This is a genomic window from Serinicoccus sp. JS2-9 (assembly GCF_059025165.1).
In genome coordinates, this window is the sequence record NZ_CM180091.1 from 2,693,026 (window position 1) to 2,714,428 (window position 21,403).

At 72.2% G+C, this 21,403-nt stretch carries 20 protein-coding genes, 1 tRNA gene and 1 riboswitch; of the genes, 4 read left to right on the forward strand and 17 right to left on the reverse strand.

What is annotated here, in order from left to right; all coding sequences use genetic code 11:
* Nucleotides 1-11: 11 nt before the first annotated feature.
* The gene (gene polA, locus AC5PYY_RS13045) at nucleotides 12-2,750 is read right to left on the reverse strand and encodes a DNA polymerase I (RefSeq protein WP_493897237.1); all 2,739 of its coding nucleotides are present in this window, start codon (nucleotides 2,748-2,750) and stop codon (nucleotides 12-14) included.
* 19 nt (nucleotides 2,751-2,769) lie between these two features.
* On the opposite strand from polA, the gene AC5PYY_RS13050 reads away from it, so the two are divergent.
* Together AC5PYY_RS13050 and AC5PYY_RS13055 are read left to right on the forward strand one after the other, a co-directional pair.
* Entirely contained in the window at nucleotides 2,770-3,201 is a 432-nt protein-coding gene (locus tag AC5PYY_RS13050; RefSeq protein WP_493897238.1) for a hotdog fold thioesterase, read from the forward strand.
* A 26-nt stretch (nucleotides 3,202-3,227) separates the two neighbouring features.
* Nucleotides 3,228-3,995 (forward strand): DUF554 domain-containing protein, encoded by a 768-nt coding sequence (locus tag AC5PYY_RS13055; protein ID WP_493897239.1) that lies wholly within the window; start codon nucleotides 3,228-3,230, stop codon nucleotides 3,993-3,995.
* A gap of 85 nt (nucleotides 3,996-4,080) precedes the next feature.
* On the opposite strand, the gene AC5PYY_RS13060 is transcribed toward AC5PYY_RS13055, so the two are convergent.
* The 11 genes from AC5PYY_RS13060 to AC5PYY_RS13110 form a co-directional block, all read right to left on the reverse strand.
* Nucleotides 4,081-4,674, reverse strand: coding sequence for an ANTAR domain-containing response regulator (locus AC5PYY_RS13060; RefSeq protein WP_493899377.1), 594 nt, complete (start codon nucleotides 4,672-4,674; stop codon nucleotides 4,081-4,083).
* A gap of 202 nt (nucleotides 4,675-4,876) precedes the next feature.
* Nucleotides 4,877-4,962: transfer RNA gene (locus AC5PYY_RS13065), tRNA-Leu, on the reverse strand.
* 71 nt (nucleotides 4,963-5,033) lie between these two features.
* Nucleotides 5,034-6,500: a pyruvate kinase gene (pyk, locus tag AC5PYY_RS13070; RefSeq protein ID WP_493897240.1), complete on the reverse strand. Its 1,467-nt coding sequence runs from the start codon at nucleotides 6,498-6,500 to the stop codon at nucleotides 5,034-5,036.
* Between the two features lie 53 nt (nucleotides 6,501-6,553).
* Nucleotides 6,554-7,213, reverse strand: coding sequence for a DsbA family protein (locus tag AC5PYY_RS13075; RefSeq protein WP_493897241.1), 660 nt, complete (start codon nucleotides 7,211-7,213; stop codon nucleotides 6,554-6,556).
* A gap of 75 nt (nucleotides 7,214-7,288) precedes the next feature.
* Entirely contained in the window at nucleotides 7,289-7,789 is a 501-nt protein-coding gene (locus tag AC5PYY_RS13080; RefSeq protein WP_493897242.1) for a MauE/DoxX family redox-associated membrane protein, read from the reverse strand.
* A complete protein-coding gene (gene trpA, locus AC5PYY_RS13085; protein WP_493897243.1) occupies nucleotides 7,786-8,571 on the reverse strand; it encodes a tryptophan synthase subunit alpha in 786 nt (261 codons plus the stop codon). The genes AC5PYY_RS13080 and trpA overlap by 4 nt, the downstream gene beginning before the upstream one ends.
* A complete protein-coding gene (gene trpB / locus AC5PYY_RS13090; RefSeq protein ID WP_493897244.1) occupies nucleotides 8,568-9,800 on the reverse strand; it encodes a tryptophan synthase subunit beta in 1,233 nt (410 codons plus the stop codon). Before trpB ends, trpA begins: the two co-directional genes overlap by 4 nt.
* The gene (gene trpC, locus AC5PYY_RS13095) at nucleotides 9,797-10,636 is read right to left on the reverse strand and encodes an indole-3-glycerol phosphate synthase TrpC (RefSeq protein WP_493897245.1); all 840 of its coding nucleotides are present in this window, start codon (nucleotides 10,634-10,636) and stop codon (nucleotides 9,797-9,799) included. Before trpC ends, trpB begins: the two co-directional genes overlap by 4 nt.
* A 52-nt stretch (nucleotides 10,637-10,688) precedes the next feature.
* The gene (locus AC5PYY_RS13100) at nucleotides 10,689-10,898 is read right to left on the reverse strand and encodes an HGxxPAAW family protein (RefSeq protein WP_493897246.1); all 210 of its coding nucleotides are present in this window, start codon (nucleotides 10,896-10,898) and stop codon (nucleotides 10,689-10,691) included.
* Between the two features lie 120 nt (nucleotides 10,899-11,018).
* On the reverse strand, nucleotides 11,019-12,824 hold the full coding sequence (locus tag AC5PYY_RS13105; RefSeq protein ID WP_493897247.1) for an ABC transporter ATP-binding protein: 1,806 nt from the start codon (nucleotides 12,822-12,824) through the stop codon (nucleotides 11,019-11,021).
* Nucleotides 12,821-14,677: an ABC transporter ATP-binding protein gene (locus AC5PYY_RS13110; RefSeq protein WP_493897248.1), complete on the reverse strand. Its 1,857-nt coding sequence runs from the start codon at nucleotides 14,675-14,677 to the stop codon at nucleotides 12,821-12,823. The genes AC5PYY_RS13105 and AC5PYY_RS13110 overlap by 4 nt, the downstream gene beginning before the upstream one ends.
* A 100-nt stretch (nucleotides 14,678-14,777) precedes the next feature.
* On the opposite strand from AC5PYY_RS13110, the gene AC5PYY_RS13115 reads away from it, so the two are divergent.
* Nucleotides 14,778-15,416 carry a TIGR03085 family metal-binding protein gene (locus AC5PYY_RS13115; protein WP_493897249.1) on the forward strand — a complete coding sequence of 213 codons (639 nt, stop codon included), beginning with the start codon at nucleotides 14,778-14,780 and terminating at the stop codon, nucleotides 15,414-15,416.
* Nucleotides 15,417-15,444: 28 nt separating this feature from the next.
* Nucleotides 15,445-16,602, forward strand: coding sequence for an FUSC family protein (locus AC5PYY_RS13120; RefSeq protein ID WP_493897250.1), 1,158 nt, complete (start codon nucleotides 15,445-15,447; stop codon nucleotides 16,600-16,602).
* Here the strand turns inward: AC5PYY_RS13120 and AC5PYY_RS13125 are convergent.
* The 5 genes from AC5PYY_RS13125 to fmt all read right to left on the reverse strand — a co-directional run bounded on the left by AC5PYY_RS13125 (nucleotide 16,599) and on the right by fmt (nucleotide 21,401).
* Nucleotides 16,599-17,063 carry a PH domain-containing protein gene (locus AC5PYY_RS13125; protein ID WP_493897251.1) on the reverse strand — a complete coding sequence of 155 codons (465 nt, stop codon included), beginning with the start codon at nucleotides 17,061-17,063 and terminating at the stop codon, nucleotides 16,599-16,601. The genes AC5PYY_RS13120 and AC5PYY_RS13125 overlap by 4 nt on opposite strands.
* Nucleotides 17,060-17,785 (reverse strand): nicotinamide riboside transporter PnuC, encoded by a 726-nt coding sequence (gene pnuC / locus AC5PYY_RS13130; RefSeq protein WP_493897252.1) that lies wholly within the window; start codon nucleotides 17,783-17,785, stop codon nucleotides 17,060-17,062. Before pnuC ends, AC5PYY_RS13125 begins: the two co-directional genes overlap by 4 nt.
* A 140-nt stretch (nucleotides 17,786-17,925) precedes the next feature.
* A riboswitch (FMN riboswitch) is annotated at nucleotides 17,926-18,056 on the reverse strand.
* Between the two features lie 157 nt (nucleotides 18,057-18,213).
* A complete protein-coding gene (gene rpe / locus AC5PYY_RS13135; protein ID WP_493897253.1) occupies nucleotides 18,214-18,894 on the reverse strand; it encodes a ribulose-phosphate 3-epimerase in 681 nt (226 codons plus the stop codon).
* A gap of 43 nt (nucleotides 18,895-18,937) precedes the next feature.
* Nucleotides 18,938-20,455 (reverse strand): RsmB/NOP family class I SAM-dependent RNA methyltransferase, encoded by a 1,518-nt coding sequence (locus AC5PYY_RS13140; protein WP_493897254.1) that lies wholly within the window; start codon nucleotides 20,453-20,455, stop codon nucleotides 18,938-18,940.
* Complete coding sequence (gene fmt, locus AC5PYY_RS13145; RefSeq protein ID WP_493897255.1) at nucleotides 20,448-21,401, reverse strand: methionyl-tRNA formyltransferase; 954 nt, start codon at nucleotides 21,399-21,401, stop codon at nucleotides 20,448-20,450. Before fmt ends, AC5PYY_RS13140 begins: the two co-directional genes overlap by 8 nt.
* Between the last annotated feature and the right edge of the window lie 2 nt (nucleotides 21,402-21,403).

A 21,403-nucleotide genomic window follows, 5' to 3' on the forward strand; every position in this document is an offset into this window, starting at 1 on the left:
CACCGGAGGCCTCAGTGGGCCGCGTCGTGCCAGCTCCGCCCCAGCCCGACGCTCACGTCGAGCGGCACGGTGAGATCGGCGGCCGAACCCATCTGCGTGCGCACGATGCGCTCCACCTCGTCCTGCTCGCCCGGTGCCACCTCGAGCACCAGCTCGTCGTGCACCTGGAGCAGCATGCGGGACGCGAGTCCCGCCTCATCCAGCGCGCGCTCGGTGCGCAGCATGGCGACTTTGATGATGTCGGCGGCCGAGCCCTGGATGGGGGCGTTCAGAGCCATCCGCTCGGCCATCTCCCTGCGCTGACGGTTGTCGCTCGTGAGGTCGTGCAGGTGCCGACGGCGTCCGAGGATGGTCTCGGTGAACCCGGTGCGCCGCGCCTCGGCCACGACGTCGCGCAGGTAGTCACGCACGCCACCGAAGCGCTCGAAGTACTCCTCCATGAGCTCCTTCGCCTCACCGGTGGTGATCCCCAGCTGCTTGGACAGCCCGAAGGCGGACAGCCCGTAGGCCAGTCCGTAGCTCATCGCCTTGACCTTGGAACGCATCTCCGCGGTGACGTCTGCCTGGTCGACCCCGAACACGCGGGCTCCCACGAAACGATGGAGGTCCTCTCCCTCGCGGAAGGCCTGGATCAACCCGTCGTCGCCGGAGAGGTGGGCCATGATCCGCATCTCGATCTGGCTGTAGTCCGCGGACATGAGCGAGGCGTAATCCAGGCCGGTCTCCCGGTCCGTGCCGACGACGAAGATCTCCCGGATCCGGCGACCGGCGGCGGTCCGGATGGGGATGTTCTGGAGGTTGGGCTCGGTCGAGCTCAAGCGCCCTGTCGCCGCGATCGTCTGCTGGAAGGTCGTGTGCACCCGGCCGTCGTCGGCCACGGACGAGATCAGCCCCTCCGCGGTGACCCGCAACCGGGTGGTGTCTCGGTGCCGCAGGAGCGCCTCGAGGAAGGGATGCTCGGTCTGGGCGTAGAGCCCGGCCAGGGCGTCGGCATCGGTGGTGTAGCCGGTCTTCGTGCGTCGTGTCTTGGGCAGTCCCAGCGTCTCGAAGAGCACCGTCTGCAGCTGCTTGGGCGAACCCAGGTTGATCGTGTCGTCGCCGATGGCGTCCCAGGCATCCTGCTGGGCCCGGCCCATCGCGTCGGCGAACTGCTGCTCCAGCCCCTCGAGAGCCGGCAGGTCGACCGCGATCCCGACGCGCTCCATCCGCCGCAGCACCCCCACGAGCGGCAGCTCCACGTCGCGCAGGAGGTGCTGCTCCTCCTCGTCCGCGAGCTCCTCGTCCAGCGCGTCGGCGAGGTCGTGCACCGCCCGGGCCCGCACCATCGCCGACCTGGCCGCGGCGGCCCGGGCGTCGTCGCCCCCGTCAGCGTCGAAGCTGAGCTCCAGCTCGCCCTGGGACGAGGCACCGCTCTCCTGCTCGCCAGACTCCTCGCCGTCGGCCCGCAGCTCCCTCTTGAGGTAACGCAGGGACAGGTCGGCGAGATCGTAGGAGCGCTGGTCGGGCCGGGCGAGATAGGCCGCGAGGGCCGTGTCGCTCACCACGCCCTCGACCATCAGGCCTGCCACCTCCAGACCAGCGATCGCCTCCTTGCCTCCGTGGACGGCCTTGGCCTGCTCGGCGTCGGACAGATAGGTGCGCAGCGCGACCTCGTCGGCTGGATCCAGGTCCTGAAGAGCGAGGTATGCCGCGTCCTCGGGACCGGCCAGCGCCAGCGCCGTCGCCTCCCCCGGGCCTGCCGCCGTGCGGGGCTCCGCGTCGACGACGACGGCCAGTCGTGCGTCGCTGGTGGCGTGCCGGTCCAGCCAGCCGGCGACCTCACCGGCACCGAGGACGTCTCCGGCCACCGCGATGCCTTCGTCCGCCTCGGTCTCGGCCGACTCCAGCGTGGCGAAGAGCCGGTCGCGGAGGACCCGGAACTCGAGCCCGTCGAAGACCCGGTGCACCTCTTCGCGGTCCCACCCGCGGGCCTGCAGCTCGGCGATGGTGACCGGCAGCTCGACATCGCCCACGAGCTGGTTGAGGCGTCGGTTGCGGATGACCTGGTCCAGGTGGTCCCGCGTGGCCTGCCCCGCCTTGCCGGTCAGCTGGTCCGCATGGTCGACGATGCCTGAAAGGTCACCGAACTGCCCCAGCCACTTGGCCGCCGTCTTCGGGCCGACGCCCGGGACCCCGGGCAGGTTGTCGCTCGACTCCCCCACGAGGGCGGCGAGGTCGCTGTAGCGCTCCGGGAGCACGCCATACTTCTCCTGCACCGCCTGGGGAGTCATCCGGGCCAGGTCGGACACCCCCTTGCGGGGATAGAGCACCGTGGTCCGCTCGTCCACCAGCTGCAGCGCATCGCGGTCCCCGGAGCAGATGAGGACCTCCATCCCGTCCTCCCGGGCCTGGGTCGTCAGGGTCGCGATCACGTCGTCGGCCTCGAAGCCGGCCACCTCGACGTGGCTGATCCGCAACGCGTCGAGCACCTCCTTGATGAGGTCCACCTGGCCCTTGAACTCGTCCGGGGTGCTCGAGCGCCCGGCCTTGTACTCGGCATACTCGTCGCTGCGGAAGGTCTGGCGGGAGACGTCGAAGGCGACTGCGAGGTGCGACGGCGCCTCGTCCCGCAGCACGTTGATGAGCATCGAGGTGAAGCCGTAGACGGCATTGGTGCTCTGGCCGGTCGTCGTCGAGAAGTTCTCGACCGGGAGCGCGAAGAAGGCCCGGTAGGCCAGCGAATGTCCGTCCAGCAGCAGCAGTCGACTCACGCATGGCAGCCTATGTCGTATGACTGACAGTCCGTCGCCGCCCTCCGCCGCCGTCGACCCCGCCCAGGTCCCACGGGGCGATCTCGCCGAGCGGATGGGGATGGAGCTGGTGCAGGTCGGCGCGGACCGGACCGTCGCCACGATGCCGGTCGCGGGCAACACCCAGCCCTACGGCCTGCTGCACGGTGGCGCCTCGGCCGCCCTGGCCGAGACGGTCGGGTCGGTCGCCGCAGCGGCTCATGCCGGGCCTGGTCGCATCGCGGTGGGCGTCGACCTCAACGCCACGCACCACCGGGCGGTCCGCGACGGCCTCGTGACCGCCGTCGCCACCCCGCTGGCTCTCGGCCGCTCGGTGGCGTCCTACGAGATCGTCGTGACCGACGACCGGGACCACCGCGTCTGTACGGCGCGGCTCACCTGCGCGCTCAGAGACCGCCCACCGGCATCCTGACCGCACCCGCGCCGTAGCCTGCAGCCATGGACGGTCTGTTCCCCGGTGCCGGCACGGTCGTCAACATCATCGCCGTGCTCGTCGGCGCCACGCTCGGCATGGCCGTCGGGCACCGCCTCCCGGAACGGGTCCGCACAGTGGTCACCGACTGCCTCGGACTGCTGACGCTGGTCGTGGCCATGCTCTCCGCCTTCGAGGTGACCAGCCCCGTCCTCATCGAGACGGTCGGCGAGGGAGTGCCGGTCCTGATCGTCCTCGGCTCGCTGCTCATCGGCGGGATCGTGGGATCGCTGCTGCGCATCGAGGAGCGGTTGGAGTCTCTCGCGGGCGGGGTGCAACAGCTGGTGCGCCGGTATGCCGGCGGCGACGGCGGGTCGGCCGCGCGGGAGCGGTTCATCGAGGGCTGGCTCACGGCGTCGCTGCTGTTCTGCGTCGGCCCGCTCACCATCCTGGGCTCGCTGTCCGACGGACTCGGCCGGGGCATCGACCAGCTCGTCCTCAAGTCGGCCCTGGACTTCTTCGCCTCGTTGGCCTTCGCCTCGACGTTCGGTGTCGGGGTCCTGCTGTCCGTCGTCTCCATCGCCGTCGTGCAGGGCGGCCTGACCGTGGTGGGCTTCGCGCTGGGCGAGGTCGTGCCGGAGGCACACATCGCCGCGCTCACCGCGGTCGGCGGCCTGCTGCTCGTCGGCATCGCGCTGCGGCTGCTGTCGATCCGGCAGGTCCCTGTCGGCGACCTGCTCCCCTCGCTGGTCGTCGCACCGCTGCTGGTCTCCGCCGTCGCGGCGCTCACCTGACCGAGAGAGTCCCTCGACGCCGCACCCGACGTGGTCGGCCATGCCTTCTCGTGGCCACGCACGGAGAGGGCAGGGTCGACAACGGCTACTTCTTGCCCGGCATCCCGGAGATGACGGCGTCGGCCACCTCGCGCATCGAGAGCCGCCGGTCCATCGCCGCCTTCTGGATCCAGCGGAAGGCGTCGGCCTCGCTCAGCTTGAGCTGGCTCATGAGCAGGCCCTTGGCGCGGTCCACCCGCTTGCGGGTCTCGAACCGCTCGCCCAGGTCGGCGACCTCCGACTCCAGCGCCTTGCGCTCGGCCCACCGGGCCCGGCCGATGTCGATCGCCGGGAGCACGTCGGCGGCGCTGAACGGCTTGACGACGTAGGACATGACACCCGCATCGCGAGCCCGCTCGACGAGGTTCTTGTCGCTGAAGGCGGTGAGCATGACGACCGGGGCCAGTCCGTCGCGCCCGATCTGCTCCGCCGCGGAGATGCCGTCCATGCCCGGCATCTTGATGTCCATGACGACGAGGTCCGGCTTCACCTCCCGGGCCAGCGCAATCGCCTGCTCCCCGTCGGCGGCCTGACCCACGATCTCGTGCCCGGCCTCGGCGAGCATCTCCGCGAGGTCCATCCGGATCAGGGCCTCGTCCTCGGCCAGCAGGATGCGAAGCCCCGTCTCCGGACCGGGCAACGCCTCGGCCCCCTCCTTCTCGTCCTCGGCCCCGGCCGCAGCCGGTGCCCCCTCCCCGTCGCCGTCAGCGGACTGAGCGCCGACGCCACCCACGGTGGCCTCCGTCGTCTCGTCCGGTCCGGCGGTCTCCTTGCGTGCATCGTTCACGTCGTGAACCCTATCTGTCGGCATCGGGTCCGGCCAGCAGACGCGGGCCGGGCGGTGGTGCCGGGAGCGGGACTTGAACCCGCACGCCCTTGCGGGCAGAGCATTTTGAGTGCTCCGTGTCTGCCATTCCACCACCCCGGCGGGCGGGCGCGCCGTGGCGCCGCGAGAAGAGCCGTACCAGCATACCGGCCGGCTCGCCCCGGTCTGGCCCCTCACCCCTCCGGCTGTGGATCGTGCCGGTAGGCGGGTGCGTCGCCGAGGATGGCATCCCCGACCCGGTGCATCCGCAGCGCGTTGGTGGTGCCGGACTGCCCGGGAGGCGACCCGGCCACGATGACGACGATGTCGCCCTCCTGGCACCGCTCCTCGCGCAGCAACGTCTCCTCGACCTGCTTGACCATCTGGTCGGTGTGCCACACGAAGGGGACGATGAACGTCTCGACCCCCCAGGTGAGCGCCAGGCGGGACCGGGTGTGCTGCTCGGTCGTGAAGGACAGCATCGGCGTGCCGGGCCGCACCCGGGCCATGCGCATCGTCGTGTCGCCGCTCTTGGTGAAGGTGACGAGGAACTTCACCTGGTCACCCAGCGCGTCGGCCAGCGAGATCGCCGCGCGCGTCACCGCACCGCCCGGGGTCTTGGGCTTGGTGACGATCGGTGCGATGCGGTGCAGCCCGTGCTCCTCGGTGCTCTCGATGATGCTCGCCATGGTCTCGACCGCGCGGATCGGCCACGCTCCCACGGATGTCTCACCGGACAGCATGATGGCGTCGGCACCGTCGAGCACCGCGTTGGCGCAGTCGCTGGCCTCGGCGCGCGTCGGCCGCGGGTTGTCGACCATCGACTCCAGGACCTGGGTCGCCACGATGACCGGCTTGGCCTTCTCGCGGCACAGCTGGATGGCGTCCTTCTGGACGAGGGGCACCTGCTCGAGCGGCAGCTCGACACCGAGGTCACCGCGGGCCACCATGACGCCGTCGAAGGCATCCACGATCTCGGTGAGGTTCTCGACCGCCTGCGGCTTCTCGATCTTGGCGATGATCGGCAGCTGGCGACCCTCCTCGTCCATGATGGCGCGGACGGCGTCGGCGTCCGCCGCCGACCGGACGAAGGAGAGGGCGACGAAGTCCACCCCGGTCCGCAGCGCCCATCGCAGATCCTCCTCGTCCTTCTCCGACATGGCGGGCACGCTGACCGCGGCCCCGGGCAGGTTGATGCCCTTGTTGTTGGAGACGACGCCGCCGACGACGACCTCGCACTCCACGTCGGTCTCGCTCACGGCGGTGGCGCGCAGCATGACCTTGCCGTCGTCGATGAGCAGGTCGTCACCGATCTCGACGTCGCCGGGCAGGCCGGCGTAGGTCGTGCCGACCTCCGTGGGGCCACCGGGCACGTCGCGGGTCGTGATCGTGAAGGTGTCGCCGCCGGCCAGCGTCACGGGTCCACCGGCGAAGGTGCCGGTCCGGATCTTGGGACCCTGCAGATCGGCCAGGACCGCCACGGCGTGGTCGGTCGCGTCGCTGGCCTCGCGGACGCGGATGTAGCGCTCGTAGTGCTCCTCGTAGGAGCCGTGGGAGAGGTTCAGCCGCGCCACGTCCATACCGGCGAGGACGAGAGCCTCGATCTGCTCGTAGGAGGCGGTAGCGGGACCCAGGGTGCAGACGATCTTGGCTCGACGCATGCCGCCTACCTTAATGGTCTCAGGTGTGGTGGTTGACACCCCCTGCCGCTGCGTCAGGAGTGGGCGTCCAGGACGTCCTCGACGGTGCTGCTGCCGTCCATCAGCGCCTGCATCTCCTCGGCCGTCAGCTGCTCGCCGTCGATCGTCACCGTGGGGGTCCCGCTGACGCCGTCGCGGTTGGCGCGCTCCTGCATGGCAGCGACGTAGTCGCCATAGCGGTCCTCGGCCAGGCAGCTGCCGAAGGTGTCCAGATCGTCCCCGGTGATGCCCGCCTCGCCGGCGAAACCGAGGAGCTCGTCATCGGTCCACCCGGTGCCCTCTTCCGCCGGCTGGCCGGCGAACACCGCCTCGTGGAAGGGGAGGAAGGCACCCTCGTCGTCGGCGCAGAGCGCCGCGTTGGCCGCTCGGGTCGAGGAGTCGTTGCCCAGGCCGGAGTCGAGGAAGGACATGATCGTGTAGGTCACGTTGAGCTCGCCCGCCTCCGCCCGGTCGGCGAGGTCCTCGCCGATCGCCGCCTCGAGACGACCGCACCACGGGCACTGGAAGTCCTCGTAGACCCGCACCTGGGGCACGTCCGCCTCGACGCCCGGCCCGATGCTGACGCCCCCGCCCTCGGCCAGCACGCTGGAGCTTCCGCCGGCCTGCAGGTCACTGTCCCTGGTGACCGCCCAGAGGACCAGCCCACCGACGAGGGCGACCACGAGCACGACCACGGCCGCGATGAGAGCTGTCGGTGGCCCGCCCGGACGGTCGGGCGATACCTTCGGGGCTGGGGGGCGTGGCATACGTCAGAGGCCTTTCTGCAGGAGACGGTCGAGGGACAGCAGGGTGCGGGGACGGACGACCAGCCAGGCGGCGAGGAGCAGGAACCCGAGGTCGCGGACGATGTCGGCGAGGTATGCGGTGTCCTCGGGCGCGACCGGGCCGCCGGTGCCGAAGCAGCCACAGTCGATAGCCAGCCCTCGCGCCCACGCGGACACGATGCCAGCGACGAAGACGACGAGGAGGGCCGCCGTGGCCGCCGCGCTCGCTCGGGTCAGCAGCCCCACGAGCAGCAGCGCCCCGAGCGCCAGCTCGACCACCGGCAGCAGGATCCCGATGAGGCGAGAGACCTCATACCCGAAGAGCTCGTAGGCGAGGACGTTCTGGACCGATCCGGTCAGGTCGGTCACCTTGCTCCAGCCGGCGTAGAGCATGACTCCGGCCAGGGCGAGCCGGACCACCAGGCCGGCGAGGTCCAGGCTCGTGACCCGGCGCTCGCCGCGCGTCTGGAGGGCGTGCGAGGTCACCGCTCCCGGACGCCCTGGGCGAGCTCTTCGGTGAGCCGTGCCAGCGCCCCGGTCGAGGGGTCGTCGGTCAGCGCGCGCACCAGGGCGGACCCGACGATGACGCCATCGGCGTAGCCGGCCACCTCGGCGGCCTGCGCCCGCGTGCTCACCCCCAGCCCGACGGCCAGCGGCAGCTCCGTGACGGCACGGGTCCGGTCGATGAGCGCGTGCGCGCCCCCACCCACCGCGTCGCGGACCCCGGTCACGCCCATGGTCGAGGCGACGTAGACGAAGCCGCGACAGGCGGCGGCGGTCATCGCCAGCCGGTCGTCGGTCGAGCTCGGCGCGACCAGGAAGATCGGGCACAGCCCGCGGGCGGCGGCCGCCTCCCGCCAGTCGGTGGCCTCGTCGGGGATGAGATCCGGGGTGATGATGCCGGCGCCTCCAGCCTGACCGAGCTGGTCGGCGAACCGGTCCACGCCCCACCGCAGCACGGGATTCCAGTAGGTCATGACGACCGGGACGGCGCCCTCGTCCCGGACGGCGGCGACGACCTCGAAGACGTCCGAGAGACGGAAGCCCGCCGACAGGGCGCTGCTGGCGGCACGCTCGACCACCGGACCGTCCATCAGCGGGTCGGTGTAGGGCACTCCCACCTCGACGACGTCGGCGCCGTGCCGCACCAGGATGCGGACCGCCTCGATCGACCGGGTGAGGTCGGGATAGCCAGCGGGCAGGTAGGCGACCAGGGCCGCCCGATCCTCGACCCGGGCGGTCGCGAAGACGGAGTCGAGGGGGTTCACGCGGTCTCCCCGTCGGTCTCGGCCCGGCCGTCCTCGTCGAGGAGGCCGAACCACCGGGCAGCGGTGTCGACGTCCTTGTCCCCCCGCCCGGAGAGGTTGACCAGCACGGTCGCGCCCGGACCCAGGTCGGGGCCGATCCGGAGGACCCCGGCGAGCGCGTGGGCGCTCTCGATCGCCGGGATGATGCCCTCGGTGCGACACAGCAGCTGGAAGGCCGCCATGGCCTCCGCGTCCGTGACCGGCAGGTAGCGAGCCCGCCCGGTGTCGTGCAGGAAGGCGTGCTCCGGGCCGACCGAGGGGTAGTCGAGACCGGCCGAGACCGAGTGGGTCTCCAACGTCTGACCGTCCGCATCCTGCAGGACGTAGGTGGCCGCACCGTGCAGCACGCCGGGCTCACCACCGGAGAAGCGTGCCGCGTGCCGCCCGGTCTCGACGCCCTCTCCCCCGGCCTCGAAGCCCCAGAGCGCGACGTCGGGGTCCTCCCGGAAGGCGTGGAAGATGCCCATGGCGTTAGATCCCCCACCGACGCAGGCGCACACGGCGTCCGGCAGACCCCCGATCGTGTCCTCCACCTGCTTGCGCGCCTCCTCTCCGATGACCGAGTGGAAGTCACGCACCATGGTCGGGAACGGGTGCGGCCCCGTCACGGTGCCCAGCAGGTAGTGGGTGTGCTCGACGTTCGTCACCCAGTCGCGCATCGCCTCGTTGATCGCGTCCTTGAGCGTGGCGCTGCCCGTGGGCACGGCCACGACCTCGGCACCGAGCAACCGCATCCGCGCGACGTTGAGCGCCTGCCGCTCGGTGTCCACCTGGCCCATGTAGACGGTGCACTCGAGCCCCATCAGGGCGGCGGCGGTCGCCGCCGCCACGCCGTGCTGCCCCGCGCCCGTCTCGGCGATGACCCTCCGCTTGCCCATCCGGACGGTGAGCAGGGCCTGACCGAGCACGTTGTTGATCTTGTGGGATCCGGTGTGGTTGAGGTCCTCCCGCTTGAGGAAGACACGGGGCCCGCCCGCGTGGGCCGCGAACCGCGGCACCTCCGTCAGCGGGCTCGGCCGGCCGGTGTAGTCGCGCTGGAGCCGGTCGAGCTCGGTGCGGAAGTCAGGGTCGGCCATCGCGGCCAGACGCGCCTCGTCGAGCTCCTCGAGCGCGGCGACCAGGGCCTCCGGCACGAAGCGGCCGCCGAACTCGCCGAACCGAGCCGCGCGGTCTGGTGTCGCCGCACTCATCGGCGGCCACCTCCGCGCGCCTGCAGGGCGCCGCCGCGCAGCGCCGGGTGGGCGCCGGCCGCCACCAGCTCGGCGACCGCCTCGCGGGGCGTCCCGACCGTGACCAGGGCCTCTCCCACGAGCACCGCCTGGGCGCCGGCCTCGGCGAAGCTCATGACGTCCAGGGGCCCACGCACGCCCGACTCGGCCACCGCGACGCAGCCGGAGGGCACCCGAGGGGCCAGCCGGGCGAAGGTGCCGCGGTCGACCTCCAGCGTCTTCAGGTTGCGGTTGTTGACCCCCACGATCCGAGCCCCCGCAGCCAGGGCGCGATCGAGCTCCTCCTCGTCGTGCACCTCGACCAGGGCCTGCATGCCGAGGGACTCGGTCCGCTCCAGGAGACCGACGAGCTGGTCCTGGTCGAGTGCCGCCACGATGAGCAGCACCAGGTCAGCACCGTGCGCGCGCGCTTCCCAGACCTGGTAGGGATCGACCACGAAGTCCTTGCGCAGGACCGGGACCTCGACCCGGGTCCGGACCGCGTCGAGGTCGGCGAGCGAGCCGCCGAAGCGTCGCCCTTCGGTCAGGACGCTGATGACGCTGGCGCCGCCCGCGGCATAGTCCGCAGCCAACGAGGCCGGCTCCGCGATGGCGGCCAGAGCACCCTTGGACGGGCTGCTCCGCTTCACCTCCGCGATGACGTGGATGCCGTCGTGACGGGTGAGGGCACCCCAGGCGTCCAGCGGACCGGTTGCGGCCGCCGCCAGGTCCTTGACCTCCTCCAGCGGCACGTCCACGCGCCGATCAGCCAGATCCTCGCGGACCCCCTCGATGATCTCGTCAAGCACTGTGCGCACCCGCCCAGCGTAGACGGCCTGTGCCGGAGTCCCGGCACGGACCCTCAAGGTCTCAGCCGTGGGCGCGGTCGGGGTCCTCGCCCATCCCGGCACGGTCGAGCAGATACCAGGCCAGCGCACCCGCGACGCCCACGGCGAGGCCGACCCACAGCAGGACATCCGGCTCGAAGACGACACCCCAGCAGGCGACCAGCGTGCCCACCAGCATCAGGGCCACCCCGACCCAGGCGGCGACGCTGTGTCCGTGGCTGTCCTCGTGCATGTGGTGCTCCTTGACTGGGGATGTGTATCCGGCCCGGCCACCCGGGCCGCCTGCCTCCATTGTGCCAGCACCCCCTCGGCACCGGCGTCGCGGACGCGCCGGTGGCGCCGGGCCCGCGACTCAGGCTCCGGTCTGCTGCGCGGCCCAGGAGGCGTGCATCCGGGCATACACTCCCTCCCGCTGCACGAGGTCGCGGTGGTGCCCGAGCTCGACGACGCGGCCCGCGTCGACCACCACGACGACGTCAGCGGCCTCGGCGGTGGAGAGCCGGTGCGCGATGGCCACCGACGTGCGCCCCCGCGTCAGTCCCTCCAGCGCCCGCTGCACCCGGACCTCGGTGGACGGGTCGACCGCGCTGGTCGCCTCGTCGAGCACGAGCAGGTCCGGGTCCGCGAGATAGGCCCGGGCGATGGCCACGAGCTGCCGCTCCCCCGCCGACAACGACTCTCCGCGCTGACCGACGGCGGTGGCCAGGCCGTGCGGGAGGCCCTCGACCCACGCGTCCAGGCCCAGCTCGGTGATGGCCAGCGCCAGGTCCTCGTCACTCGCCTCGGGACGCCCAAAGCGGATGTTGTCCGCGAGATCGGCGTCGAAGAGGAACCCCTCCTGCGGCACGAGGACGACGCGTTGCCTGAGGCTGGCGAAACTCACCTCACGCAGGTCCGTGCCATCGAGCCGGACGACGCCCTGGCTCGGATCCATGAGGCGGGTCAGCAGCTTGGCCAGCGTCGTCTTGCCGGATCCCGTCTGCCCCACCACGGCGACCCGGGTGTGCGGCGCGATGGTGAGGTCGACGTCACGCAGCACCGGCGGTCCCCCGGGATAGCTGAACCACACGTCCTCGAAATCGACCGTGATGGGTCCCCGGTCGAGGTGCACCCCCTCCTCGCCCGGGTCCGCGACGTCGGCCGGCGTGTCGATGACCCCGATGACACGACGCCAGCCGGCGACGGCATTCTGCATCTCGTTGAGGATCTCCGTCGCCATGAGCACCGGCTGGGTGAAGAGGTTGACCAGGAAGAGGAAGCCGAGCAGCTGGCCCAGCGACACCTGGTCGCGGGTGGCCAGGACCGTGCCGACCACGAGCACCACAGCCGTGGTGATGCCGGCGAACGCCTGCCCGGAGACGAACGCCATCACCGAGCGGATCTGCGCTCTGATGGCCGACGACCGGTGCGCCTCGATCGCCGCGTCGATCCGCGCGGCGGTGCGATCCTCCACGCCGTAGGCCCGGATGGTGGTCGCGCCCACGATGGACTCGCCGATCGACCCGAGCAGGTCGCCGACCCGCTCCCGGACCGTGCCGTAGGCGCGTCCCAGGATCGGCTGGAACCGCCGCACGAGCACGACGAGCGGGACGAAGCACAGGTAGACGACGAGCGTGAGCAGCGGGCTGTAGAACAGCATCAGTCCCGTGGCGAGCAGGATCTGGGCCGTGCTCACGAGCAGCATGAGGCCACCGAACTGCACGAACATCGAGATCGTGTCGACGTCGCTGGTCACGCGGGACACGAGCGCGCCGCGACGCTCCGTGCTCTGGGTCAGCACGGACAGGTCGTGGATGTGCCGGAACGCCTTGAGCCGCAGCGTCGCCAGCCCGGACTCGGCAGCGGTGAAGAGCCGCACGTTGACGACATACTGCGCCAGCGAGGTGAGGAGCACCACGCCCGCCGCGACGGCGATCGCACGGACGACGTAGCCGACATCTACTCCCTCAGGGGCGTTGATCCCGTTGTCGGTCGTCTGCTGCACGACGAAGGGGATGACGACGCGCCCCACCGTGGCGACGACTGCCAGGGCGACGGTGACCAGGAGCCCCGTGCGCAGCTCCGGTGAGAGCTGCAGGCCGCGACGGAGGGTGGCCAGGGTCCCGAGCTCCCCCTGTCCGTCGATCCGGCTCGATCCTGGCTCGGTGGGGGCGCTCACGACCCGGCCTCCTCGTGCCGGGCGACCGCGTCGCGCTCCGCAGCCTCCCGGGCGTAGGCGTGGACCAGGTCGGCGTAGCCCCGGCAGCGGTCGACCAGCTCGTCGTGGGTGCCGCGGTCGAGCACCTCGCCGTGCTCGACGTAGACGACCTCGTCGGCCAGCAGGATGGTGGCCATGCGGTAGGCGACCACGAGGACCGTCATCCCGCCCCGGGCCTCGCGCAGACCGGCGAGCACCGCCTGCTCGACGGACGGGTCGACCGCGCTCGTCGCGTCGTCGAGCACGAGCAGCCGAGGTCGGCGCCAGATCGCTCGGGCGAGGGCGATCCGTTGCCGCTGCCCGCCGGAAAGCGTGCCTCCCCGCTCACCGATGACCGTGTCGAGGCCCTGCGGGAGATCGCGCACGAAGCCGTCGGCCTGGGCCACCCGCAACGCCTCCCAGACCGTGGTGTCGACCGTGCCCCGGTCCTCGGCGCCGAGATCGTCCCCCAGCGTGACGTTGCCCCGCACGGTGTCGTCGAACATGAAGGTCTGCTGGGCCACCAGGGTCGCCACGGCAGGGACCTCTCCCTGAGCCAGGTCACGGACCTCGGCATCGTCGAGCCGCACCGACCCCGCGTCGGTGTCCACCAGCCGGAGGGCCAGGTTGGTCAGCGTGGTCTTGCCGGAGCCGGTCGGGCCGACGAGGGCGACGGTCCGACCCGAGGGGATGTCCAGGGAGACCCCTCGGATGGTCGGTCGTTCCTCACCCTCGTGCGCGTAGACGACGTCCTCCAGGCTCGACGTGGCGGCGGCGGTCGAGCGAGGAAGGCGGGCCGAGCCGTACGGCATACCTCCCTCGGCGCGGAGCACGTGCTGCACCCGGTCGTGGCCGACGACGGTCCGCGGCAGCTCGGCGAGGACCCAGCCGAGCGCGCGGACCGGGAAGGCCAGGACGGAGAAGAGATAGGCCATCTGCACGACCTGGGCCGCGCCCAGCTCGCCGCGGGACACCTGCCAGGTGCCGACCCCGAGCACGGCCAGGGTGCCCAGCGTCGGGATCGCCTCGATGACCGGCTCGAAGACGCCCCTGGTCCGCCCCACGAGGATGAGGGCGTCGCGCAGCTCGTGCGTCACGCGGGCGAAGCGGGCGGTCTCCTGCTCCTCACGCCCCATGGCCTTGACGACCAGCCCGGCGTCGAAGGACTCGTGCGCCACCTCGGCGACCTCGGCCCGCAGCTGCTGCGCCCGGGTGATCCGGGGTGACATGACCCGCTGGAAGACGAGGTTCGCCAGGAACAGGCCGGGAAACACGAGCAGCCCGATGAAGGCGAGGAAGGGGTCGACCAGCACCATCATCGTGCCGGCGATGACCAGCATGAAGAGCACGCCGATCGCCATGGGCAGCGGGTTGAAGACCTGCCAGGTCGCCTCGACGTCGGCGTGGGCGTTGGAAAGCAGCTGACCGGAGGGGTGCGCGTGGTGCCAGGACAGCGGCAGCCGGAGGTACTGCCGCGTGACGCCGCGACGGTAGGACGCCTGGAGGTTGAAGCCCGAGATCGTGGCGTAGACGCGTCGCAGGATCACCCCGAGGACGTTGACGGCCAGCACTGCGAGCAACAGCCCCAGGATCGTCCACAGCTGGCCGGCGCGCACCTCCCCTGCGTCCACCGCCGGCGTGACGATGGTGTCCGTCACCCAGCCGATCGCCCAGGCGGTGCCCACCGTCGCTCCCGCCCAGAGCACCGAGCCCACGACGGCGACGCCGAACGGCCGGCGCTGCGCGACCATCCCGCCCCAGATGATGCGCAGTCCGCGCCGGAGCACCGCGCGGCTGGCGACAGGGCGGGGCACCGGATCAGTGGCGGTGGACATGCCGAGGAGGACCTCCAGACGAGGTGAAGAGGGGTGGACGACGCCAACTCCCTATCCAATCACGACACACCGACAGACCTGGTCCGTGGTGAGATGAGGTATGCCTCACCACCTCCGAGACCTCGTCGCCGACACCGCCACCCGGCTCGGCGGCGACGCCCCCACCCTCTGCTCCCCGTGGCGTGTCCGTGACCTTCTCGCGCACCTGATCGTGCGGGAGTCCCGCCCGGATGCCCTGCCAGGCATCGGCCTGCCCGTGCCCGCCCTGCAGCGGCATACCGAGTCGCTGCAGGAACGCACGGCCGCGCAACCCTTCGGACAGCTCGTGGACCAGGTCCGGCACGGGCCGGCGGCGCTGTGGCCCACCCGGATCCCCGCCGTTGACCGCGCCGTCAACCTCGGTGAGTTCAGCATCCACCACGAGGACATGGTCCGGGCCCAGCAGGAGTGGGAGCCGACGCCCCTCCCGCCGGCGGCGCAAGAGGGTCTGTGGCGCACCGTGCGGATCGCCGGGCGGATGCTCTACCGCACCGCCCCGACCGGCATCGTGCTCGTCGCTGACGGGCACGGCAGGGTGGCCCTACGGCGTCCGCCCGAGGGCGCCGGGACAGTCGTGCTGCGCGGGACTCCGCTGGAGCTGACGCTGCACGCCTTCGGCCGCACCGAAGTGGCACGGGTGCGCTCCGAGGGCGACGATCGTGACCGCGACGCCCTGGAGCAGCACCGCCGGTCAGCCTGAGCGCAGGCTCCTGCGCCAGACTGGGCCCATGAGCAACGCGCGGGAGCAGGCCCGTGCCGCGGGCCACTTCGTCCTCGACCCCGTCCTCGACGAGATGCGTCCCGGAGCCCTGCGCACCCGGCTGCTGCGGTTGCGCGTCCGCATCTGGCTCATCGCCCAGGCCGCCGTGGGCGCCACCCTCGCGTGGTTCGTCGCCCATGACCTCCTCGGGCATCCGCTGCCGTTCTTCGCCCCCATCACCGCCATGGTGTGCCTCGGGCTCACGTACGGCGACCGGGTGCGGAGGATCATCGAGCTGACCTTCGGCGTGGCCATCGGGGTCGCGATCGGCGACCTCTTCGTCCACGTCTTCGGCAATGGCCTGTGGCAGATCCTCGCCGTGGTGACCGTCGCCATGTCGCTCGCCGTGCTGGCCGGCGCGGGGCAGCTGCTCATGATGCAGGCGGGCATCCAGGGGGTGATCATCACCACGCTCGTCGCCGGTGAGGGCGAAGCCTTCAGCCGATGGCTGGACGCCGCGGTCGGTGGCTCGGTGGCCCTCCTCATCGCCATGCTCGCGCCCGTGCGCTCCACGACACAACGGCCGCGGGAGCGCATCATCACCCTGGTGGGCCACCTGGCGGAGGTCCTCACCGACACGGCCCAGAGCCTGCGCAACCGGGACGTCGGTCGCGCGACCCGCGCTCTCGAGACGGCGCGCGGTCTGTCCACCGAGCTCGAGAGCCTACGCACCACCACCGCCGAGGCGGCCGCCGCGGCCCGGCTGGCCCCCTTGCTGTCCGGTGTCCACCGGGACGAGGTGCGGGAGATCCAGGCGTTGCTGCAACCCCTCGATCTGGCCATCCGCAACGTGCGCGTGCTGTCCCGACGTGCCGAGGCCGCGGTCGGGGCCCGCGAGTTCGTCCCCGACACCTACATCGACATGGTCGAAGGGCTGGCCGAGGTCACGGCCGTCATCCAGGAGCAGCTCGAGGAACGCGAGCCCCTGGACGACGCCCGGGAGGACCTGGTCCACCTGGCGCGCCAGTCCACGTGGAGCCATCCGCGCGCCGAGCTGTCGGCCGAGGTGCTGCGGGCGCAGGTGCGCTCGACCGTCGTGGACCTGCTCACGCTGTCAGGCATGTCCCTCGCCGACGCCCGACGCCGGGTGCCGCCGACCAGGGATGAGATGGACCCGGAGGGCTAGCTGCGCCGCTGATGGTGCGCGACGAGCGCCGCCAGCCGGGACGCCTCACGCCGGGCCCGCTCGCCGTCCGCGCGCTGGATCGCCATCACCGCGACCTCGTCGGTGTCGGTGAGCTCCAGCACCGCCCACGGGGCACCCCCGGAGAAGCCGACACCGACGATCTGCGCCCACTCCAGCTGGTGCCGCTGCACCAGGTTGACCACCGTGAGCCCGGTGCGCGTGGGGACCGCGCGGATGACGGCATACCGCCAGAGGAAGCCGCCCAGGGCCAGACCGAACACGCCCACGAAGACCCGGTTGAGCAGGTCCATCGTCGCGGTGGCCCCGGTGTAGGCGGGCGCGAGGAACGCGACCAGGCCGAAGACCACCACCGAGGCGAGGGCGCTCCCTCGCGCCACCCAGGCCCCGGTGAGGGGTCGAAAGGTGGCGTAGGGATCGGCGGCGCGGTTCGAGGGGGTCACCGCACCAGCGTACGGTCCCCCTCCGCCGGTCCTGCGCCGGTCACGGCACCCTGCGGACGCTCGTCCCGCGCGGCACGGGACCACACGATGAAGCCCCAGAGCACGAGGCCGCCGTACACCGCATACATCACGGCAGAAGGGTAGTAGCCGCTGTGCCACAGCAGCGGCACGCCGACCAGGTCCACGGCGATCCACACCAGCCAGAAGTCGACCCATCCCCGCGCCATCGCGTAGGTCGCGAGCATGGAGCCGACGAAGATCCAGGCATCGGTCCAGTAGTACCAGCGCGGTGCCGGCCATCCGGCACCGATCTCGGCGAAGACCCACTGGGTGAGGACGATGAGCAGCACCGCCGCGAGGAGGTATGCCGTGCGCTCCCGCAGGGTGGCCCAGCGCGGCGTGATCGCCGGCTCACCCTTCGCGCGGCCCTTGCGGGACTGCTGCCAGCGCCACCAGCCGTAGACGCTGGTCGCGATGAAGAAGACCTGGCGCGCGGCCTGCCCGAAGAGACTGTGCTCCTGGGGGTTGCTGAACCACACGCCCATGAAGACGGTGAAGAGCAGCAGGTTGCCGATGATGCCGACGGGCCAGGCCCAGACGGTGCGGCGCATGCCGAGGATCGCGGAGGCGAAGCCGAAGCCGTTGCCGACGACCTCCCGCCAGGCGATCGGGTGGCCGAACACGGTGAGCTCGGCGAAGAAGATGTCGTTCCAGACGTCCACAGGTGTTCCTCTCAGGTGGCGAGAGGGACCATCCCCCACGCCGGGGTGTGGGCGCCGGGGGTGTGCGTGAAGCGGACGAGACGACCGGACGTCGCCGGGGCACGGGCCGGACGCCCGCGCACCACCGCCGTCGGAACGGCTCGCGTGCTGCCTCCCATCCAGACTGTGACTGTCGGTCCTGGAGTTTCACCAGGTCAACCGACCGCTGGCTGCGGCCGGGTCGCGGACTCTCACCGCCGGCTCGGAATTTCACCGACCCCGGAGCACGTGTGCAGCACGCAGTCTAGCGCGGCGGGTGACCGCAGACGGCGCGGGCGGTCACGGCATATCGTGCGGGCGGTCACGGCATACCGCGCGGGCGGTCACGGCATATCGCGCGGCCGGTCACCGCATACCGCGCGGCCGGTCACGGCATATCGCGCGGCCGGTCAGGGGTGGGGGTGGTGGTGGCGGGCGGCCTCGTCGCGGAGGCGCGCGATGGCTCCGCCGACGTCGTCGGCGCCGAAGACCGCCGAGCCGGCCACGAAGACGTCGGCCCCCGCCTCGACGCACCGGCCGATCGTGTCGTCGGCCACGCCGCCGTCGACCTGGATCCAGATCTCACCACCGCGCCGGCGCACGGCCTCGCGCACCGCCTGCACCTTGGGCAGCTGGTCGGCCATGAAGGACTGGCCCCCGAACCCCGGCTCGACGGTCATGACGAGCACCATGTCGACCTCGTCGAGCAGCTCCTCGTAGGGCTCGAACGGGGTGGCCGGCTTGAGCGCGAACGCCGCGCGCGCCCCCTCCGCCCGGATCGCCCGTGCGGTCGCCACCGCGTCGGCGACCGCCTCGATGTGGAAGGTCACCGACCGGGCCCCCGCCTCGGCATACCCCGGCGCCCACCGGTCCGGATCCTGGATCATGAGGTGGCAGTCCAGCGGCACCGGGCTCACCCGCGCCAGCGCCTCTACGACCGGGCGCCCGAGCGTGAGGTTGGGCACGAAGTGGTTGTCCATGACGTCGACGTGAGCCCAGTCGGCCGTGCCCATCCGGTCCAGCTCGGCCTGCAGGTTGGCGAAGTCCGCCGACAGGAGAGAGGGACTGATCTGTAACGACGCGGCGCTCATGGCGGCCAGACTAACGGGCACCCCGGCCCCTCCGGCGACCGCCTCAGCGCCGTCGCAGCAGGGCCACGAACATGCCGTCGGTGCCGTGCAGGTGCGGCCACAGCTGCGCCCACGGGCCGTCCCCGGTGTCCGCGAGGACCCCACCGACCCGGTCGCGCAGCAGCGGGCGCACGTCCTCGGCGACGACGTCGTCGCGACCCCTGAGCACGTCGCGCACGACCAGCTCGGTCTCGGCCAGGTGCGGCGAGCAGGTGGCATAGGCCACCAGCCCTCCGGTTCGGGTCGCGTCCAGCGCCGACCCGAGCAGCGCGCGCTGCAGCGGTCCCAGGGTGGTGAGGTCCTGCGGCGACCGCCGCCACCGCGCCTCGGGGCGGCGCCGGAGGGCTCCCAGACCCGTGCACGGCGCGTCGACGAGCGCGCGGTCGTAGCGCCCTGGCTCCTCCTGCCCCACCTCGCGACCGTCCCCCACGGTCACCTCGACGCTCGAGCCCGCCTGCACGGCCCCCACGAGGGTATGCCGCACCAGCTCGGCCCGGTGCTCGCTCACCTCGTTGGCCCGCAACGAGGCGCCGCGCTGCGCGGCGAGGGCGGCGAGCAGGCCGGCCTTGCCGCCTGGCCCGGCACACAGGTCGAGCCAGCGGGCATCGGCGCCCTCCAGGGGAGCCTCGACCAGGGCGAGCGTCAGCAGCTGCGAGCCGGCGTCCTGGACGGCGGCCCGACCATCCCGCACGGGCCCCAGGCCACCGGGATCTCCCACCGGCAGCTCCCAGGCGGTGGGGGCGATCGTCGCCGGAGACGCCCCCGCCGAGGTCAGCTCGTCGTCGGTCACCAGGCCGGGCCGGGCGGCGAGGATCACCGGGCCGGGGGCGTTGTGCGCCTCCAGCAGCTGGGGCAGCTCCCGGTCAGCCTGCTCGGCCCCCCGAGAGGCGACGAGCGCGGCCCGCAGGGCCCGGACCACCCACTCCGGGTGGGAGTGCTCGACCGCCAGCCGCGGCACGGTGTCGTCCAGGCCCGCCGTCACCTCATCGACCCAGGCGTCCCGGTCCTGCCCGCTCACCCGGCGCAGCACCGCGTTGGTGAAGCCGCCCGCGCCCTGACCCACGTGCTGGCGCGCCAGCCCGACGGTGGCGCTGACCGCCGCGTGGTCGGGCACCCGCATCCCGAGGAGCTGGTGCACCCCGAGCCGGAGGACGTCGAGCACCGGAGGGTCGATCCGGGCGGCCGGACGCTCCGCGGCTCTGGAGATGACGGCGTCGTAGAGGCCCCGCAACCGGATCGTGCCGTAGGTGAGCTCGGTCGTGAAGGCGGCATCGCGACCGTCCAGGTCGGCGGCCCGGATCGCCGCCGGCAGGACCAGGTTGGCGAAGGCGTCGTCGCTGCGCACCCGGCGCAGCACCTGGTAGGCGACCTCGCGCGCCGGGTCGCCCCGCCGCGCGCGTTGCGACGGAGCCTGGGCGGAGCGCTGCCGTGGGCCCCGACGGCGCCCCTCGCCGCCTGCACGCCCTCCCCCGTCGTCTCGCCTGGGGGCGTCACGTCCTGACCGGCGCTCCCGCTCAGGCATCGAAGCACTCCCCTTGCTCCGGACGCACACCACGGGCCCAGTCGGTGGCGGGCATCGACCGCTTCCCCTGCGGCTGGACCTCCCCGAGCCGGACCGGCTCCGAGGCGGTGCCGACCCGGACCTCGCGGCGCTCGACGTGAAGCTCCCCCGGCGCGAGCGCACCGCTCCCGGCCGCGTGGCCTGCCGAGTCGGCAGGACCGGGGGTCAGCGGTGCCACCTTGAGGCGCTCGCCGCGGAAGGTCGTCCACGCCCCCGGCGCCGGTGTACAGGCACGGACCAGCCGGTCGACGGCATACCCCGGGCGGGTCCAGTCCACCCGGGCATCAGCCACCTCGAGCTTCGGCGCCAGGCTCACCCCGTCCGCCGGCTGCGGCTCGGCGACCAGGGTGCCCGTCGCCAGGCCGTCGAGCGTCGCGACGAGCAGCGACGATCCCGCCACGGCGAGCCGGGCAAGCAGGTCACCGCTGGTGTCCCGCGGGCGGATCGTCTCGGTGAGCCGACCCAGCACCGGGCCGGTGTCCAGCCCTTCCTCGAGCACGAAGGTCACCGCGCCGGTGACCTCGTCGCCGGCGCGCACCGCGTGCTGCACGGGCGCGGCTCCCCGCCACGCCGGCAGCAGCGAGAAGTGCAGGTTGATCCAGCCGTGCTCGGGCAGGTCCAGCAGTGTCGGCGGCACCAGCTGGCCGTAGGCCACGACCGCGCACACCTCAGGCGCCCAGGAGCGCAGCTGGTCCTGCGCCTCGGGGTCGCGCAGGCCTCGCGGGGTGGCCACGGGTATGCCGTGCTCCTGCGCCACCGCGCGCACCGGCGAGGGACGCAGGGTCCGACCGCGGCCGGCGCGCGCATCGGGCCGGGTGAGGACCCCGACCACGTCATGCTCGGAGGCCAGCAGGGCACGCAGGCTGGGCACCGCCGGGCCCGGGGTGCCGGCAAAGACGACTCTCACGC

Excerpts from the sequence above, each read along its gene's own strand:
- trpB (WP_493897244.1), bottom strand. The coding sequence starts at position 9,800 with ATGAGTGCGGCGACACCAGACCGCGCGGCTCGGTTCGGCGAGTTCGGC.
- AC5PYY_RS13055 (WP_493897239.1), top strand. The coding sequence starts at position 3,228 with ATGGACGGTCTGTTCCCCGGTGCCGGCACGGTCGTCAACATCATCGCC.
- pyk (WP_493897240.1), bottom strand. The coding sequence starts at position 6,500 with ATGCGTCGAGCCAAGATCGTCTGCACCCTGGGTCCCGCTACCGCCTCC.
- AC5PYY_RS13120 (WP_493897250.1), top strand. The coding sequence starts at position 15,445 with ATGAGCAACGCGCGGGAGCAGGCCCGTGCCGCGGGCCACTTCGTCCTC.
- AC5PYY_RS13100 (WP_493897246.1), bottom strand. The coding sequence starts at position 10,898 with ATGCACGAGGACAGCCACGGACACAGCGTCGCCGCCTGGGTCGGGGTG.
- AC5PYY_RS13140 (WP_493897254.1), bottom strand. The coding sequence starts at position 20,455 with ATGCCTGAGCGGGAGCGCCGGTCAGGACGTGACGCCCCCAGGCGAGAC.
- AC5PYY_RS13050 (WP_493897238.1), top strand. The coding sequence starts at position 2,770 with ATGACTGACAGTCCGTCGCCGCCCTCCGCCGCCGTCGACCCCGCCCAG.
- rpe (WP_493897253.1), bottom strand. The coding sequence starts at position 18,894 with ATGAGCGCCGCGTCGTTACAGATCAGTCCCTCTCTCCTGTCGGCGGAC.
- AC5PYY_RS13115 (WP_493897249.1), top strand. The coding sequence starts at position 14,778 with ATGCCTCACCACCTCCGAGACCTCGTCGCCGACACCGCCACCCGGCTC.
- AC5PYY_RS13110 (WP_493897248.1), bottom strand. The coding sequence starts at position 14,677 with ATGTCCACCGCCACTGATCCGGTGCCCCGCCCTGTCGCCAGCCGCGCG.